The following is an 18,701-nucleotide window of genomic DNA, read 5'->3' as shown; positions in this document are numbered from 1 at the left end:
GAGCAAGTACATTATGTCAAAAGCATATGAACAGGCAGGCGTAAATATTGAGGCAGGTTATGAAGCAGTAAAACGGATGAAATCACATGTCGAGCGTACGAACCGTTTAGGTGTGATGGGAACGTTTGGCGGCTTTGGAGGCATGTTTGATTTGTCTGCACTGAACTTAAAGGAACCAGTTCTTATTTCAGGTACGGACGGTGTTGGGACGAAACTAAAGCTTGCATTTATGGTTGATAAACACGATACAATCGGCGTGGACTGTGTTGCGATGTGTGTAAATGATATCGTAGCACAAGGTGCTGAACCGCTTTACTTCCTTGACTATGTAGCAGTAGGAAAGGCTGAGCCGGCAAAAATAGAACAAATCGTTAAAGGTGTTGCAGACGGCTGTGTGCAGTCAGGAGCAGCATTAATCGGTGGAGAAACAGCAGAAATGCCGGGTCTTTACGAAGAAGACGAGTACGACTTAGCTGGCTTTGCTGTAGGTGCTTGTGAAAAAGCGGATATTATTACAGGCGAGAAAATAGTGGAAGGCGATGTTCTAATCGGCCTTGCTTCAAGCGGAGTCCATTCAAATGGCTATTCATTAGTTCGAAAAATTGTATTCGCAGACAATGAAATTGCAGTTAATGCAGTAGTAGAAGGCTATGAAGACCTTGGTTCAATCGGAGAAGCGCTTCTAGTTCCTACAAAACTTTATGCAAAGCCTGTTTTAGCAGCCCTTAAAGCAGCAGACGTACATGGTTGTGCACACGTAACAGGTGGCGGCTTCTATGAAAACTTGCCACGTATGATGCCACAAGGTTTGGCAACTGAAATTGATTTAGGATCTTGGCCAGTGCTGCGCATCTTTGAGTTTTTAAAAGAAAAAGGTGCATTAGCGGACAAGGATTTATATAACGTATTCAACATGGGAATCGGTTTTGTTATTGCGATACCTGCGAGTGAAGCGGAAAAAGTGGTCGCTGCAGTAGAAGCGGAAGGTGAAAAAGCTTATACAATTGGTCGCGTTGTCAACGGTGAAGGTGTCATCTTTAATGGCGAACATGACGGGAGCTTAGTGTAATGAGTACGAAAATTGCCGTATTCGCTTCCGGAAGCGGTAGTAACTTTCAGGCAATTCAAGAAGCGATTAGCCGCGGTGAGCTTAACGCAACAATTGAGCTTGTAATTACGGATAAGCCGGGTGCCTATGTTGTGACACGTGCACAAAATTATGGTATTCCTGTTGTGGAGCTTGCACCGAAAACTTTTGCCGATAAGGCCGCCTACGAAGCGAAACTAGTTAAACTGTTAAAAGAACGAGAGATTGAATGGATCATATTGGCAGGTTATATGCGCCTTGTTGGGGAAACGCTTTTATCGGCTTATGAGCATCGGATTATCAATATTCATCCGTCGTTGCTGCCGTCATTTCCCGGAAAAGATGCTATTGGTCAGGCAATGGCTCATGGCGTAAAAGTTACCGGTGTGACAGTGCATTATGTAGATGCGGGAATGGATACGGGAAAGATTATCTCGCAAGGGGCAGTTGACGTTATCGATGGAGACCGTGAAGCGACAGAAGAGCGTATACATAAATTAGAACATGCGCTATACACGAGAACATTACAGCAATTATTTAACGTAAAAAAGTAAATTCGCATGAGCCGCTCCAGTGAGGGCATTGCTCACCGAAAAAATGAATTGGAGGACCTAATCGTGACGAAACGTGCACTTATTAGTGTTTCAGATAAAAATGGTATTTTAGAATTTGCAAAAGAATTAGTAGCTCTTGGCTATGAAGTACTTTCTACTGGGGGAACAAAAAGTTTACTACAACAAAACAATGTTCCGGTAACAGCAGTGGATGAAGTAACAAACTTCCCGGAAATTTTGGATGGCCGTGTAAAAACATTAAATCCAATGATTCATGGCGGTCTATTAGGTAAGTTTGATGAGCCAAGCCATGTTGCACAGATGAATGAACATGGCATCCGCCCAATCGAAATTGTATGTGTCAACTTATATCCGTTCGTCGAAACGATTTCCAAGCCGGATGTATCTTGGGATGATGCAATTGAAAACATCGATATTGGTGGTCCCACAATGTTACGTTCGGCTGCAAAAAACCATGATTATGTAACGGTAATTGTTGATGCAAATGACTATTCTGCCGTATTGGAAGAGTTGAAGGCAGATGGAAAAACAACATTAGCAACACGTCGTCGTTTAGCAGCAAAAGTATTCCGTCATACGGCTGCTTATGATTCGTATATTTCCAATCATTTATCAAATGCAATTGGCGAAGAGTACCCTGAAAACATGACGCTAACATATGAGTTGAAGCAAACATTACGCTATGGTGAAAACCCTCATCAAAAAGCGGCTTTCTATGCAAAACGTTTAGGTTCGGATTTCTCGATTGCCTACGCAACACAATTACACGGTAAAGAGTTATCGTACAACAATATTCAGGATGCAAATGCAGCATTGCAAATCGTAAAAGAATTTGAAATGCCTGCAGCGGTTGCCGTAAAGCACATGAACCCATGTGGTGTCGGTACTGGCGAAACAATTGAAGAAGCATTCAATAAAGCATATGAAGCAGATTCAACATCTATCTTTGGCGGTATCATCGCATTAAACAAAGAAGTGGACAAGGCAACTGCCGAAAAGTTATCGGGTATTTTCCTGGAAATCATCATTGCGCCAAGCTTTACTTCAGAAGCATTAGAGATTTTAACGCAGAAGAAAAACATTCGTCTGTTAACAATCGATTTCACACAGGAAAAGCAGGATCAGTTCAATGTTGTAGCAGTTGAAGGTGGTTTACTTGTACAAGAGCCGGACCGTTTCGGCTTTAAAGATGCAACTATTCAAGTTGTGACAGACCGTGAACCGACTGAAGAAGAGTGGGAAGCATTAAAACTAGGCTGGGCAGTTGTGAAGCATGTAAAATCGAATGCCATCGTTGTAACAGATAAGCAAATGACATTAGGTGTAGGTGCGGGTCAAATGAACCGTGTAGGTGCTGCGAAAATTGCCTTTGAACAAGCGGGAGAAAAAGCACAGGGCGCGGCATTAGCTTCTGATGCATTCTTCCCAATGGGCGACACAGTAGAAGCAGCGGCAAAAGCCGGTATTAAAGCAATCATTCAACCAGGTGGCTCGATTAAAGACCAGGAATCAATAGATGCAGCAAACAAATATGGTATTGCCATGGTGTTTACAGGGGTTCGTCACTTTAAACACTAATTAAAAGTTAGCAGTAGAGAAATTATTAAATTTACGTTATAATAGAATAAAGTTTCGCTAATGTTCTGGCCGGACGTTAGCAGAAGCGTTTGCAAATGCTTTATTTATTCTTCTTTCTGGCCGGGAGAGGGGTAAATAAGACGATTGGGCGATTCTTGGCCGGGTCCCCGTCGTAACCAAATTTTATTAACAACTGCATCGACTTTGGCCGGGAGATGCCCTGTTAATAATAAAATAATCATTGATTGTAAGATACACAGCACTACTTTTGGTCGGGTAGCGCAGTGTAAACGACCATTAATGAAAAGCGCTCGCCTAAAATTTGGCGGGCGTTTTTTTTATTAGAAAAATAAAATTAATAGAGAATTATAAGGTTAAATCATGTGTAGGGAATGACTTTAGTTTTTTGTAGTGAAGGGCGAGGACTCCCCCAGCGGAAGGCATTCGCCCGCAACGGAAATTAACGATAAAAAAGGAGAGCTCATAATGAATATTCTTGTAATCGGTAGTGGTGGTCGTGAACATGCGATCGCAAAGCAATTCAACAATGCACCATCTGTACAAAACGTTTTCGTAGCACCAGGAAATGATGGGATGAAGCAGGATGCACAAGTAGTGGCAATCGATGCACTGGATTTCGCATCACTTGCACAATTTGCAAAAGAAAATGATGTGGCTTTAACATTTGTAGGTCCGGAGCAGCCATTAGCAGAAGGAATCGTTGACTACTTCAACGAGCAAGGCTTGGTTATTTTCGGCCCAACAAAAGCGGCGGCAAAAATTGAAGGTTCGAAGTCTTATGCAAAAGAGATTATGAACAAATATAATATTCCGACGGCAGCGCATGAAACATTTACAGAAGCGGATAAAGCGGTTGCTTATATTAAAGAGCAAGGTGCTCCAATTGTAATTAAAGCGGACGGATTAGCTGCCGGAAAAGGTGTCATTGTAGCGATGACAGAACAGGAAGCGATCGAAGCAGTGGAAGATATGATCGGTAACCAACGTTTCGGTGATTCGTCTTCCCGTGTTGTTGTGGAAGAGTTCCTGGATGGCGAAGAATTCAGCTTTATGAGTTTTGTACATAAAGGACAAATTTATCCAATGGTCATAGCACAAGATCATAAACGTGCTTATGACGGCGATAAAGGACCAAATACAGGGGGAATGGGTGCTTATTCACCAGTACCGCAAATTTCTGAAGACATTGTAAAAGTTGCATATGACACAATCGTAGAGCCGACTGTAAATGCAATGGAAGCAGAAGGTGTATCATTCACCGGTATCCTGTATGCAGGCTTAATTTTAACGGCAAAAGGCCCGAAAGTAATTGAGTTCAATGCACGATTTGGTGACCCGGAAACACAAGTCGTATTACCACGTATGGCTTCAGACTTCGGTGAATTTATGATGAGCGTAATGAACGAGCAGCCATTCGATTTACAGTGGAAAGAAGCAGCTATGCTAGGTGTTGTTGTTGCGGCGGAAGGCTACCCAGGCGATGTGGAAAAAGGAAATGCTCTGCCGGAGCTTTCGGATGTTGAACTGCCGGTATTCCATGCGGGGACAAAGCTTGCGGGTGATCGGTTCGTAGGTAAAGGTGGCCGTGTATTATTAGTAGCGGCAGAAGCAACTACATTAAAAGAAGCGCAGGAAAAAGTATATGCTGAACTTGCAAAAAAAGAATGGACGAATTTCTTTTTCCGTAAAGATATTGGCTGGAGAACATTTAAATAAAGGAAAGGCGATACGTACAGACGTGTCGCCTTTTTACTCAATATAGCTGTCTATCATATATCGCTCTTTTTATGTTTCTCAATTTCAATGGCAAGTAAAAGTAACTTGTCATCAAACTCATCGAGAATACGTAATTTTTCTTCAAGCTCCGTCTCGAAACTGGTTGCTTGGATAAAAAGATTTTTGAGCTGGTTTTCCAGGTTAATCCGGGTAATGGATTGTACATCTGTCGTTGGGGAATATTTATGTTCAGGCTCTTTTACTTGGACCATTTCTTCTAAGGTAGAATGAATTTCATCGTTTTTATCTTTAATTTCCTTTAACAGATTGTGCTGTTGATTGATCGTTTCGTGCAGAGAAATTAATTGTTCATTGTTACTGCTCAGGAACGAACGAAGCAAATGATCCAGCTCTTCGACGGCCTGTATATAATTTTCTGAACGGGCAGCAGGAGATTCAATTTTAGCTGTTTTCTCGATTGTTTCTTTTAACTGTTTGTTTTCTTTCTGTAAGTTTTCTTTTTTTTCCACTAGTGATTCTATGGAAGAAATGAGTTTTATTCTTTGCTCTTCACGTAACTGAATATTTTCGTGCAGTTCACTCAGCTCTTTTTCAAAGCTTTTCCTTAGCATCATTAATTCCACAGAAAGTTCTTTTTTCTCATTAATTAACTGATTCAGTTCCTGCTCAAGACTATTTACCATTGAATAATGGTCCACGCTTTGTAGGGTGGATATTTCGTTTTGATATTTGGCGATTTCAGATTTCAAAAAGTTGATGGTTTGCTGTAATTGAAGTGGGTCTTTACTTTTCACGCTATCAATCTCCAAATGGATCCCTCCTATCAAGTCATATTTTTCAGTAAGCATATAATCTCTTGGAAATCTTTTTCCTTTTCATGTACGAGCTGATTTATTTTTTCTGCAGCTTTTCTCTCTTCTTCTTCATTGGCAGGATATGATGTTTCATATTTATTGTTTGATAATAAGTAAGCCATTAATAAATTGAGTGAACTTTTTTCCGGAAATTTAAAGCTGTTAGTATTTTCCTGTACTTCATCTTTTACCGGTGAAAAATTCTCTTTCATAAAATGCTTTAGGATTTTATCAAATGTTAGTACTTCCGATTCTTCTCGTTTATCTTCAAATTCGTTTATAATGTTTCCTCCTGTTCCAAATAACTAACATTTAAAGCTGTACATTTACATACATCCGCTAAATAACAACATTCAGGTAACTGATCTTGGAAATATGGTAAGAGCCTAGACATAAACTCTCTTGATCTAATTGATGGAATATATTAAAAGTGGAAGTTATTCGTTGAATTCTTTTATTCGTGGATATAATTTTGGGTTTGATTTTCCAGCGCAATTAATTGTATTTCAAAAGGATTGGAGCTTTTAGGCACTGGAAATGCTGCCGTCTTACAAATGATTTTTATTTGCTTATGTAAGCAAAATAAAGAAAGGGCATTTTACCCTTTCTTCACTGTATGATGATTAAGTTATTGGTAACACTGCGATATGTAAAAACGCTATATTTAAATTTAAAATATAGCGCTTTGTAATGTGAGCATTATAGAACAAGCCCCTAGATCCACCTCTTAATCATTGACGGGCATCATTTCGGTCATCTGCTCTGATTTGGCCATTGCGACTACTGGACAATATTGATAATACCCTTCCGCCACTTTCATTGAACCGGCAAGAATCATCATACGACCAACTGTACATTGAGGTTTATGAGCAATTCTCCCGACACCGAATGCGGTCATAGCAACACCGCACATCATACGGATAAAAGCGTTTGTTTCAGAAATATTTGGGGTCAGCAATTATGTTTCCTCCTTTTTTTAGAAAATTTAAAAATTATTTTGGAAACACTTTGCTTTATGAAAGTGCTATGTTACGATTAATTCACCAAAAGGAATATTGTAGCAATTGCCTACATAAAGCAAAATATATTGAACTAAGTATGTGTTTTTCTTTTAAATCGATACGCATTTAATCTAGCTTCAGCAGCTGTTAAAGACAATTGCTGAAGCTACTTGAATCGCAGCAGGATATTTTTTAGAGCTGGTTTAGCATCTTGGAAAAGTTATAAGCGTCTTTATATTAGGTGTAAAAATTGAAAGGAGTGCAGAAAATGCCGAAAATTAGTTGGAAGTTAAGTAATATAAGAGAGCAAGTTAGTATCATTGACGGGCATGCTGCTCCGAATATAGTTTTAAAAAATGCTAAATACTTACATAGTATGATGAAAAGTTGGGCAACAGGTAACATCTGGATATCCAATGATCGCATCGTATATGTTGGTAAGGAAATGCCTGCAAATATAGAAGGGACAGAGGTTGTTGATTTGGCAGGGAAAGTAGTAGTACCAGGTTATATTGAGCCGCACGTACATCCTTTCCAATTGTACAATCCCCACAGTTTCGCAGAGTTTAGTGCACAGACCGGCACGACTACATTTATTTCAGACAATATGACACTTGTTTCATTGATGAAAAATAAGAAAGCGTTTTCTTTTATGGATGAGCTTGCTAAATTGCCATTTTCATTTTACTGGTGGAGTCGTTTCGATTCCCAAACTGAACTTGAAAATGAGAGGGAACTTTACTCAAATGCCTCAGTCTTGGAATGGCTTGACCGTCATGACGTATTGCTTGGCGGAGAACTGACAGGATGGCCTCGTCTGATACGCGGGGATGATCAGATGCTTTACTGGATTCAGGCAGCTAAGCATAAGGGGAAAAAAATCGAAGGACATTTACCGGGAGCATCCGAAAAAACGTTGGCTAAAATGCGTTTACTAGGAGTCGATGGTGACCATGAATCTATGACAATTGAAGATATTGAAGCGCGTATACTGCATGGATATGCTGTTACACTTCGCTATTCATCGATTCGCCCGGATTTGCCTCATTTATTAAAAGCGGTTGTCGATAAAGGCTATGAAATATTCGATCATTTAATGATGACAACAGATGGCTCCACACCGAGTTTCCATGAAGATGGTGTGATGGATAAATGTATTCGGGCAGCCCTTGAAGCAGGTGTGCGCCCAGTTGATGCTTATAATATGGCAAGCTATAATGTTGCGAGATATTATAATATGACCAATTTGCATGGGTTACTTGCTACAGGTCGTTATGCAAATATTAATATTTTGGCGGACGAACATTCGCCGACACCTGAAGCAGTAATTTCAAAAGGCGTATGGCTAAAACGCGACAATACAGATTTGAAAGCATTTCCGGCAGTTGACTTATCCCTATTCGGTGATCTGAAAATCGATTTTGATTTGCACGAAGAAGATTTTCAATTTTCGATGCCGATTGGCGTTGAAATGGTGAATGATGTTATTACGAAGCCGTATAGTATAAAAAATTTCGGTCATTATCAACATACATTATCTACAGACCATGATGAAAGCTATTTAATGCTTGTCGACCGCAATGGAAAATGGCGTATTAATACGATGATTAAAGGATTTGCGACACATGTAAAAGGCTTTGCCTCATCGTATTCCAATACTGGAGATATTATTTTAATAGGAAAATCGGTGCAGGATATGCAGCACGCTTTTCAAGAATTGAAGAAAATGAATGGCGGGATTGTACTTGTAGAGGATGATCAAATTGTGACAAGTATTCCTTTAACTTTGGCCGGCTCTATTTATGATGGAACCGTTGATGAAGTAATTCCGCTTGAGCTAGCATTGAAGAGTGCTTTGAAAAAACGTGGATATCACCATACAGATGCAATTTACACATTGCTGTTTTTACAATCGACACATTTACCGTATATTCGAATTACGACACGTGGGATTTTTGATGTCATGAAAAATAAGGTTATGCTACCTGCTGTAATGCGATAAACCTGAAAAAACGAGAGGAGTAGCACGATGAAACGCAGTATATTCATGTTAACACTATTAGGCATAACCTTAGCGACAGGTTGTTCAGATAAAGAACAAACAGAGGAGCCTGCTGTAGAGATAGAAGAAAACGAAGTAGAGAAAGATATTATTGTAGCGGAGGCTGAAGAAGTACTGCCCTTTGTAACGCCGTTTACAGGGGAACGAGTGGCAGAGGAAGTGACGATGCGCCCAATACTGGCCACAATCAATAACCATCCGCAAGCACGCCCGCAATCCGGACTTGCACAGGCGGATGTCGTGTATGAAATGCTGGCGGAAGGTGATGTAACACGCTTTTTAGCTCTTTATCAGTCAGAACTTCCTGAATCTATCGGACCGATCCGCAGTGCACGTTCATACTTTATTGATATTGCAAAAGGGCTGGACGCATTTTATATTGCGCATGGCTATAGTCCAGAAGCAAAATCGATGCTTTCACAAAGAGTAGTCGATAATATTAATGGAATGCACTATGATGGTACTTTCTTTAAACGTTCATCGACACGGGTTGCTCCTCACAATTCTTATATTTCGGGCGAAAATGTAAAGGCTGGTGCTGAAAAAGTAGGGACTTCACTACTTTATCAGAAAAAAGTGTCCTACCCATTTTATGAAGCCGAAGATAATGTTAAAATAGGAACAACAGCTAATGAAATATCGATGAAATACAATAATAGCGGTTCATTTAATAGTCAGTATGTATACAATGCCGAAACGAATCAGTACAAGCGTTATTCTGCAAATGTAGAAACAGTCGATTACGAGACAAATGAATCCATCGAATTAGCTAATATTTTATTTTTTGAAATGCCTCATCAAATTGTAGATAATGCCGGTCGACGCGAGATTACAATTACTGGTGGCGGCAATGCGTATGTAGCTCAAGCAGGGACGATACGTGAAGTGAAATGGAAAAATGCAGATGGCCTGCTGGTGGCAGTCGAAGAAGATGGAACGGAAGTAAAATTAGTTCAAGGAAAGACATGGATACATTTCGTACCAACATCTCCAGGTCTAGCGGCTTCTGTTATATATTCAGAGTAGAGAGGAAATGGTGGGCACATGCAAATTGAAAAAATTCGCGGTCATCAAACAGATCAGTTGTTTAAAGCAGTCCTAGAGTTAAAGGATATTGAGGAATGCTATAAATTTTTCGATGATTTGTGCACAATTAGTGAAATTCAATCATTGGCACAGCGATTTGAAGTTGCACATTTATTACGTTTGAAAAAAACGTATGAAACAATTAAAAAAGAAACGGGTGCTTCAACAGCAACAATTTCCCGTGTACGCCGTTGCTTTGATTACGGGAATGACACTTATGATGAAATGCTGGGCCGTCTTTATCCAGACGAAAAGCCATTTACGTCAAAGTAATGAAGTGCCAATGCGCCCAATCATAAATACATGAGCAAGCTTAAAAGACTGAGCAGATTTATCCGCTCAGTCTTTTAATATTTCAACGAATTTCGTTATACTAAGAGATGGTCAATAAAAACAAAGATAATGGAAAGTTCAATATAAAAATTTTGAGAATAGGTGGATATATTCATGGAATATTTAAACTGGAGACATGTATTTAAACTGGACCCTGCTAAGGAAATTACGGATGAGGCATTAGAGCAGATTTGTGAATCGGGAACGGATGTTATTTTAGTAGGTGGGACAGATGATGTGACGTTAGATGGCGTTCTGGATCTGCTCGTCCGTGTACGTCGTTTTTCAGTACCGATTGCGCTGGAAATTTCAAACGTTGATAGCATTACACCAGGATATGATTATTACTTCATTCCGTCGGTGTTGAATAGCCATGATACAAAATGGGTGAAAGATTTGCATCATGAAGCGATTAAAGAATATGGCGATGTACTAATTTGGGAAGAGCTCGTAGCGGAGGGCTATTGTGTACTGAATCCGGATTGTAAAGTAGCGCAAGTAACAAATGCGAAAACGGATTTGACGGTGGAAGATGTAGTGGCCTATGCACGAATGGCGGAAAACTATTTTAAATTGCCGATTTTTTATTTAGAGTACAGCGGTGCATATGGTGATATCGAAATGGTCAAAGCAACAGCCGAAGTTTTAAATGAAACAAAGCTTTTTTATGGAGGCGGCATTACGTCCGTAGAACAGGCGAAAGAAATGGCTGCATATGCCAATACCGTAGTTGTCGGAAATATTATTTATGATGATTTAAAAGCGGCATTAAAAACCGTACAAGCAGTGAAAAGTGTTATATAATAGGAACAAATGTTCTTTAGATAGGAAGGTGCAATATGGAGCATATAGCAAAAAATTTAGTAGCGGGAATGAATCCACAGCAAGCTGAAGCGGTGAAAACAACAGAAGGCCCGCTCCTAATTATGGCAGGGGCCGGCTCTGGGAAAACAAGGGTACTGACTCACCGTATCGCCTATTTAGTCGTTGAGCGTGAAGTATACCCTTCAAAAATTTTGGCCATTACATTTACAAATAAAGCTGCCCGTGAAATGCGTGAGAGAATTGACGGGATATTAGGGAACGGGACAACGGAAAGCATGTGGGTATCCACATTCCACTCAATGTGTGTACGCATTTTGCGACGCAATATTGACCGGATAGGCTATTCGAAAAGCTTCTCAATTTTAGATAGTTCAGATCAGCTGACGGTTATAAAAAATATATTGAAGCAGGATAATATAGATCCTAAAAAATATGACCCGCGTGCAATCTTAAACACGATCAGTTCTGCAAAAAACGAGTGCATTACTGTGGATGGGTTTGAAGAGAATATGAATCCGCATAATCCTTTTGAAAAGATTGTCGCACAGGTATATAAAGGCTATCAGAAACGATTAAGACAAAATCAAAGTCTCGATTTTGACGATTTAATTATGCTGACAATCCGTCTATTTAAAGAAGCGCCGGATGTGCTTGAGTTTTATCAAAACAAATTCCAGTACATTCATGTTGATGAGTATCAAGATACGAACAAATCTCAATATTTGCTCGTGCAATTATTGGCGAAGAAATTCCGTAATATTTGTGTTGTCGGGGATTCGGACCAATCGATCTATCGTTGGCGAGGTGCTGATATTTCGAATATATTATCATTCGAAAAAGATTACAAAGAAGCAAAGGTGATTATGCTTGAGCAAAACTACCGTTCCACAAAACGTATTTTACAAGCGGCAAACAGCGTAATTGAAAAGAATAAAGACCGCTATAAAAAAGTACTGAGAACAGAAAATCCGGAAGGCGAAATGATCCAGCTCTACAAAGCGGGAAATGAGCAGGATGAAGCACAATATGTTGTACGTACGATTCAAAAACTCATGAAGGATGAAGATTACAAGCTGGATGATTTTGCGATTTTATACCGTACAAACGCACAGTCACGTGTGATGGAGGATGTGCTCGTAAAATCGAATATGAACTACCAGATTGTTGGCGGTACAAAGTTCTATGATCGAAAAGAAATTAAAGATTTACTCGCTTACTTACGTTTAATTGCAAACAATGATGATGACCTGTCATTGGCGAGAATTATCAATGAACCAAAACGTGCGATTGGTGCGACTTCATTTGATAAAATGCTTGTCTATGCAATGGAGCGCGACCGATCAATCTTTGATGCGATGGGTGAGCTTGTATTTATGGGGCTTTCAGGCAAAGCAGCCACTTCAGCTGAAAATTTCTACAATATGATTCGTTCATTGAGTGATCGACAGCAGGAATTATCGGTTACAGAGATTGTGGAAGAAGTGCTTGAAAAATCAGGATACCGCCAAATGCTGAAAGCGGAAAAGTCGATTGAAGCAGAAAGCCGCTTGGAAAATATCGAAGAATTTTTAACAGTAACCCAGGCTTTTGAAGCGCGCAGTGAAGACCAGTCATTAGTAGCGTTTTTAACGGACCTGGCACTTATTGCAGATATTGATTCTTTAGATGAAGAAGAAAAAGCGAAAGGTACGATTATTTTAATGACGATGCATGCCGCAAAAGGGCTGGAGTTCCCTGTTGTGTTCATTATCGGGATGGAGGAAAATATATTCCCGCATTCACGTTCCTTGGAAAGTGAAGATGAAATGGCCGAAGAACGGCGCTTGATGTATGTCGGCGCAACTCGGGCAGAGCAGCGTCTATACTTGTCTTGTGCGGGTTCTCGTACAATTTTTGGTCGTACAGGATACAATGCCCCATCACGTTTTTTACGCGAAATTGATGAAAATGTGTTAGAGCAAGTTTCAAAAGCAAATACTACATCATATCGTGATGATTCACTGCCATTTAAATCGAACCGTTATGACCGTATGCCGAAGCGTTCATTAGGAAGCGTGCAGGCACCTGCTTCCCAAACATCACGACTTAATTCTACAGGCGGGGATAAGTTTGACTGGAAAGTAGGCGACAAAGCAGCCCATGGTAAATGGGGCGTCGGTATGGTCGTAAGTGTAAAAGGTGAAGGGGACGGCATGGAACTGGATATCGCTTTCCCATCACCGACTGGAATAAAACGTCTGCTAGCGAAATTTGCACCGATTACGAAAGCTTAGGAGGAACATTTGATGAATGAAATAGAACAAAGAATTGCGGAATTAAACAAGCTTCTTCATGAGTATGGCTATGCGTATTATGTACTGGATAAACCGGTAGTAGAAGATAGTGTATATGATCAGCTTTTACATGAACTTATCGCATTAGAAGAAGCAAATCCGGAATTTATTTATCCTGATTCTCCTACTCAGCGTGTCGGTGGCATGGTATTGGAAGGCTTTAAAAAGGTAACGCATGAAACAGCAATGCTTAGTTTATCGAATGCCTTCAATGAAGAAGATTTGCGTGATTTTGACCGGAAAATCGAGCAGGCAATCGGTAAAAATTACTCCTATGTATGTGAACTGAAAATTGATGGTTTGGCCATATCTTTACGCTATGAAAACGGGGTTTTTGTACAAGGTGCTACGCGAGGTGACGGAACGGTTGGTGAAGATATTACAGCCAACCTGAAGACAATCCGTGCCATTCCTTTACGTTTAAATGAACCAGTAACATTAGAAGTGCGCGGCGAAGCCTATATGCCGAAAAAATCTTTCGAGAAACTGAACGAACGTCGAGCTGAAAATGGCGAAGAGCTATTTGCAAACCCTCGAAATGCGGCAGCAGGATCGTTGCGTCAATTAGACCCAAAAATTGCGGCAAGCCGAAATTTATCGACTTTTATATATGCAGTTGGCGGGGATGGAGAAAGCTATGGAATCGACGGCCATTGGGAAATGCTCAAGTATTTGGAGGAGCTAGGTTTTCCATCAAATAAAGAGCGTGAGTATTGCGAAACTATTGAGGACGTTTTGGCGTTTATAGAAAAGTGGACAGAAGCGCGCCCAAATTTATCGTATGAAATTGATGGTATCGTCATTAAAGTGAATCGCTATGCCCACCAAGATGAGCTTGGCTTTACGGCAAAATCGCCGCGCTGGGCAATTGCCTACAAATTCCCGGCTGAAGAAGTTATAACAAAATTACTGGATATCGAACTGACGGTAGGTCGTACGGGCGTTATTACTCCGACAGCGATTTTAACACCGGTACTTGTAGCCGGAACTACTGTGAGCCGTGCATCATTGCACAATGAAGACCTGATTCGTGAAAAGGACATTCGAATCGATGATACGGTCATTGTGCGGAAAGCGGGGGATATTATTCCGCAAATTGTGGGGGTTGTTCTGGAACAGCGCCCGGATGACGCCGTACCATATAAAATGCCGACACATTGTCCCGCATGTGATGAAGAAGTTGTACGCATTGATACTGATGTAGCATTGCGCTGCGTGAATCCACAATGTCCTGCACAAATCGCGGAAGGTGTGAAGCATTTCGTTTCCCGCAATGCGATGAATATCGACGGTCTTGGCGAGAAGGTAGTAGAACAGCTGCTGAGAGAAGGCTATATTCAAGATGTAGCAGGACTATATGAACTGACAGTAGAACAACTGATCAACCTGGAGCGAATGGGGCAAAAATCGGCGACAAATTTAGTTGAAGCACTTATTCAGTCAAAGGACAATTCGCTGGAACGACTATTATTCGGTCTTGGCATTCGCCATGTTGGTGAAAAAGCAGCTAAGATTTTGGCAGCACATTTTGAAACAATCGATGCATTAATGGTTGCCACTGAAGAAGATTTGAAAGATATTCATGAAATTGGCGATAAAATGGCCGAATCGATTGTCGCGTATTTTGCAAACGAGCAAGTACAACAATTAATCGAACGCCTAAAAGGATTTGGCTTAAATATGAGCTATAAAGGCAAGAAAATTGTCGTGGAAGCAGGGGCAAATCCTTTTGCTGGTAAAACAATTGTACTGACAGGCAAATTACAGCAATTGACACGTAACGAAGCAAAGGCGAAAATAGAACAGTTAGGTGGTACGGTTGCAGGGAGTGTCAGTAAAAAAACAGACCTTGTAATTGTCGGAGAAGATGCAGGCTCGAAGCTAGAAAAGGCACAAAGCTTAGGCATTGAAATTTGGGATGAAGTGCGCCTAATCGAACAATTAATATAGTAAAGGGGACTTGCTCTCATGAAACGTTATCGCTGGATACCTGCGATAATTGTAGCGGCGATGTTGTCAGCGTGTGCGCCAAACCTCACACCTGATACAGAACTGACGCAAGAATCAGATACAGAACAAGCTGTGGAAACAACAATTATCCCGAATATGCAAATAAACGATAAATTTTATCGTACATTGATTCCATATAAGGAAAGTGCAAGCCGTGGTTTAGTTGTTTCCAATATTTATACGAAGTACGATATGAAGGAAGTCGAAACAGGCTTAATGCGTATTTCGCAAAATCATTTTGATACGGAAAACTATTACTTCCAGGAAGGGCAGTATTTAGATGAAGAAACATTGAAATACTGGCTGGCCCGTCCAAATCAAACTGAAGATAAAGGACCGGAGTACCAAGGTCTAAACCCATCAAGTGTGGATGAGGCGACAGGCAAGGAAATGGATCCGACTGTAAAAGCGACAGAAGCGCCAGTTTATTTGGCACATATTGTGGAACAAAATTATTTAACAAAAACCGATGAGAACAAAGTAAAGCTGGCTGGTGTTTCAATCGGTTTAGCATTAAATTCAGTTTACTATTATCAAAAAGAGCAGTATGGAGAATTTTTTGAAGAGAAAATTCCGGATGCAAAAATAGATGCAGAAGGTAAAAAAATAGCGCAGGAAGTGATCAATCGATTGCGTGCCCGTCCGGAACTGGCAGATGTTCCAATCGTCATTGCTCTATTTAAACAAGCTGAAAGAAATGCAATTGTGCCGGGAACGTACACCGACTATAATTTTGCGGATAAAGGAAAGACAGAATTGGGTGAATGGAAGGTAATCGATGAAAAATACGTTACTTTCCCGATGAGTTCACCGGATGATGTATATCGTGACCTGAATACGAATTTCCAAAACTTCAAACAAGATGTCGACAAGTATTTCTCAAACTTCACGAGCGTGTTTGCGACTGGCTTTTACCAGAACAAAAAGGTCCAGAAGCTTGATATCGAAATTCCGATCCAGTTTTACGGAACAGCTGAAATTACAGGATTTACCCAGTATTTGACCGGTTTAATGCTTAATCATTTACCACTTGACCTGTATATTTCGGTGAGCATTACCTCTGTTAACGGACCCGAAGTACTGATTATTAAAGAACCAAATGAAGATGAACCTTTTATTCATATTTATGAGTAAAATCTTTCGAAAAATACCATACTTTTACGAGTGTGGTATTTTCTTTTTGTAAAAGAAATCTACTTCATTACGTTAATGCGTTAATTTGGCGAAAAAACGTCATAAGTGGGGGATTGTTTGCTGGATTTTTTCCTAAAGCGGAGATTTTTACATGGAAAAATGTTATCATTATGGGCATGGTTTATGTAGAATCAGCGGGTATCCAAAACAATCACTGACTCCACATATAGACCCGGCGGATGATCCGGATTTTGCCGAGGTATATTTGATTCGATAACTTGGAGGTGTAACAAATGGCAAAAATTTCGAAAGAAGAAGTAAAACACGTAGCACACTTAGCTCGCCTTGCTATTACAGAAGAGGAAGCAGAGAAATTTGCTGAACAACTAGGGAAAATTACTGATTTCGCAGAGCAGTTAAATGAATTAGATACAACAAATGTAGAACCGACTTCACATGTTTTACCTTTAGTGAACGTACTTCGTGAGGACGTAGCAAAAGAAGGCTTACCTCTTGAAAAAGTAATGCTGAACGTAAAAGAACAAGAAGCAGGTCAAATTAAAGTACCATCAATTATGGAGTAATAGGAGGAACCACTCGCATGACAGTATTTGAGCGCACATCAGCACAATTGCAAGAGAGCTTAAAGTCGGGTGAACTAACAATTGCGGATTTAACAAAAGAAGCGTTTGACCGCATTGAAAAGTTGGACGGCGATGTACAAGCTTTCTTAGCATTAAATAAAGAACAAGCAACTGCAAAAGCAGCTGAATTAGATCAAGTTCCTTTTGAGGAGCGCGGTCCATTATTCGGTATGCCGATTGGCGTAAAGGATAATATCGTAACAGAAGGATTGGAAACAACTTGTGCTTCTAAAATTCTGGAAGGTTTTATGCCAATTTACGATGCAACAATCGTAAAAAAATTACGTGATGCAGGCATGATCACAGTCGGTAAATTAAATATGGATGAATTCGCAATGGGTTCTTCAAATGAAAACTCGGCTTATAAAACAACTAAAAACCCATGGAATCTTTCGCATGTGCCAGGTGGTTCTTCAGGTGCATCTGCAGCTGCAGTTGCAGCGGGTGAAGTACCATTTTCACTAGGTTCTGATACGGGTGGATCAATCCGTCAACCAGCAGCCTACTGTGGTGTTGTAGGAATGAAACCTACATATGGTCGTGTATCACGTTTTGGTTTAGTTGCATTCGCATCTTCTTTAGACCAAATCGGACCAATTACACGCAATGTAAAAGACAATGCATTATTACTTGAAGCAATCTCAGGTGTAGACGAAATGGATTCTACTTCTGCGGATGTGCCTGTACCAAACTATGCAGCCGCTTTAGACGGTAATATTAAAGGCTTAAAAATTGCTGTACCAAAAGAATTCCTAGGTGAAGGCGTTGGCGAAGTAGCAAAACAGTCGGTTCTTGATGCATTGGAAGTATTAAAAGGGTTAGGTGCTACAGTAGAAGAGGTATCATTACCACACTCTAAATACGCGTTAGCAGCTTATTACATCCTTTCTTCATCAGAAGCATCTTCAAACCTTTCACGTTTCGATGGTATTCGTTACGGCTACCGTTCAGAAAACGCGAAAAACTTATTAGAGCTGTACAAACAATCTCGTGCTGAAGGTTTCGGCGATGAGGTAAAACGTCGTATTATGCTTGGAACATATTCATTATCAGCTGGTACGTATGATGCTTACTACAAAAAAGCACAACAAGCACGTACTTTAATCAAAGCTGATTATGACAAAGTGTTCGAAAACTATGATGTAATCATCGGGCCAACTGCACCAACACCAGCATTCGCTATTGGTGCAAACATTGACGACCCAATGACAATGTACGCAAACGATATTTTAACAATTCCAATCAACTTAGCAGGTGTACCGGCAATTTCAGTTCCATGCGGTTTTGAAAACGGATTACCATTAGGTTTACAAATTATCGGTAAGCATTTCGATGAAGAAACACTTTACCGTGTGGCATATGCTTATGAGCAACAAACAGATTTCGCTAAACAAACTCCAGCATTATGGGAGGTAAAATAA

General features: G+C 40.3%; 16 protein-coding genes. 13 read left to right on the top strand and 3 right to left on the bottom strand.

Annotated features, from left to right (window positions below; genetic code table 11):
- The first annotated feature begins 13 nt into the window (after positions 1-13).
- From purM to purD, 4 genes are all read left to right on the top strand, one after another.
- On the top strand, positions 14-1,069 hold the full coding sequence (purM, locus tag MHH44_RS19140) for a phosphoribosylformylglycinamidine cyclo-ligase (RefSeq protein WP_340799364.1): 1,056 nt from the start codon (positions 14-16) through the stop codon (positions 1,067-1,069).
- Positions 1,069-1,641 (top strand): phosphoribosylglycinamide formyltransferase, encoded by a 573-nt coding sequence (gene purN, locus MHH44_RS19135; protein ID WP_340735796.1) that lies wholly within the window; start codon positions 1,069-1,071, stop codon positions 1,639-1,641. Before purM ends, purN begins: the two co-directional genes overlap by 1 nt.
- Before the next feature lie 63 nt (positions 1,642-1,704).
- Complete coding sequence (gene purH / locus MHH44_RS19130) at positions 1,705-3,240, top strand: bifunctional phosphoribosylaminoimidazolecarboxamide formyltransferase/IMP cyclohydrolase (protein ID WP_340799363.1); 1,536 nt, start codon at positions 1,705-1,707, stop codon at positions 3,238-3,240.
- 486 nt (positions 3,241-3,726) lie between these two features.
- Entirely contained in the window at positions 3,727-4,977 is a 1,251-nt protein-coding gene (gene purD, locus MHH44_RS19125; protein ID WP_340799362.1) for a phosphoribosylamine--glycine ligase, read from the top strand.
- 53 nt (positions 4,978-5,030) lie between these two features.
- Here the strand turns inward: purD and MHH44_RS19120 are convergent, their stop codons facing one another.
- The 3 genes from MHH44_RS19120 to MHH44_RS19110 form a co-directional block, all read right to left on the bottom strand.
- The gene (locus tag MHH44_RS19120) at positions 5,031-5,807 is read right to left on the bottom strand and encodes a multidrug ABC transporter ATPase (protein WP_014822586.1); all 777 of its coding nucleotides are present in this window, start codon (positions 5,805-5,807) and stop codon (positions 5,031-5,033) included.
- Between the two features lie 14 nt (positions 5,808-5,821).
- On the bottom strand, positions 5,822-6,064 hold the full coding sequence (locus MHH44_RS19115; RefSeq protein ID WP_340799361.1) for a hypothetical protein: 243 nt from the start codon (positions 6,062-6,064) through the stop codon (positions 5,822-5,824).
- Between the two features lie 515 nt (positions 6,065-6,579).
- Positions 6,580-6,810, bottom strand: a complete 231-nt coding sequence (locus MHH44_RS19110) for a YgaP-like transmembrane domain (RefSeq protein ID WP_014822588.1) — start codon at positions 6,808-6,810, stop codon at positions 6,580-6,582.
- Between the two features lie 311 nt (positions 6,811-7,121).
- Between MHH44_RS19110 and MHH44_RS19105 the strand changes: the two genes are divergently transcribed.
- The 9 genes from MHH44_RS19105 to gatA all read left to right on the top strand — a co-directional run bounded on the left by MHH44_RS19105 (position 7,122) and on the right by gatA (position 18,701).
- Positions 7,122-8,855 carry an adenine deaminase C-terminal domain-containing protein gene (locus tag MHH44_RS19105; RefSeq protein WP_340799360.1) on the top strand — a complete coding sequence of 578 codons (1,734 nt, stop codon included), beginning with the start codon at positions 7,122-7,124 and terminating at the stop codon, positions 8,853-8,855.
- 27 nt (positions 8,856-8,882) lie between these two features.
- Positions 8,883-9,941: a DUF3048 domain-containing protein gene (locus MHH44_RS19100; RefSeq protein WP_014822590.1), complete on the top strand. Its 1,059-nt coding sequence runs from the start codon at positions 8,883-8,885 to the stop codon at positions 9,939-9,941.
- An 18-nt stretch (positions 9,942-9,959) separates the two neighbouring features.
- Entirely contained in the window at positions 9,960-10,274 is a 315-nt protein-coding gene (locus MHH44_RS19095) for a YerC/YecD family TrpR-related protein (protein ID WP_008408714.1), read from the top strand.
- Positions 10,275-10,448: 174 nt separating this feature from the next.
- Positions 10,449-11,138, top strand: a complete 690-nt coding sequence (locus MHH44_RS19090; RefSeq protein WP_340799359.1) for a heptaprenylglyceryl phosphate synthase — start codon at positions 10,449-10,451, stop codon at positions 11,136-11,138.
- A 35-nt stretch (positions 11,139-11,173) separates the two neighbouring features.
- Complete coding sequence (pcrA, locus tag MHH44_RS19085) at positions 11,174-13,432, top strand: DNA helicase PcrA (protein ID WP_008408710.1); 2,259 nt, start codon at positions 11,174-11,176, stop codon at positions 13,430-13,432.
- Between the two features lie 12 nt (positions 13,433-13,444).
- Positions 13,445-15,442, top strand: a complete 1,998-nt coding sequence (ligA, locus tag MHH44_RS19080) for an NAD-dependent DNA ligase LigA (RefSeq protein ID WP_008408709.1) — start codon at positions 13,445-13,447, stop codon at positions 15,440-15,442.
- Positions 15,443-15,460: 18 nt separating this feature from the next.
- Entirely contained in the window at positions 15,461-16,636 is a 1,176-nt protein-coding gene (locus MHH44_RS19075; RefSeq protein WP_008408707.1) for a CamS family sex pheromone protein, read from the top strand.
- A 293-nt stretch (positions 16,637-16,929) separates the two neighbouring features.
- Positions 16,930-17,220, top strand: coding sequence for an Asp-tRNA(Asn)/Glu-tRNA(Gln) amidotransferase subunit GatC (gene gatC / locus MHH44_RS19070; RefSeq protein WP_008408705.1), 291 nt, complete (start codon positions 16,930-16,932; stop codon positions 17,218-17,220).
- A 17-nt stretch (positions 17,221-17,237) separates the two neighbouring features.
- Complete coding sequence (gene gatA, locus MHH44_RS19065; protein ID WP_340799358.1) at positions 17,238-18,701, top strand: Asp-tRNA(Asn)/Glu-tRNA(Gln) amidotransferase subunit GatA; 1,464 nt, start codon at positions 17,238-17,240, stop codon at positions 18,699-18,701.

The sequence above is a fragment of the Solibacillus sp. FSL K6-1126 genome (assembly GCF_038003445.1).
GTDB lineage: Bacteria > Bacillota > Bacilli > Bacillales_A > Planococcaceae > Solibacillus > Solibacillus silvestris.
This window is presented reverse-complemented; position numbering and strand designations above follow the sequence as displayed.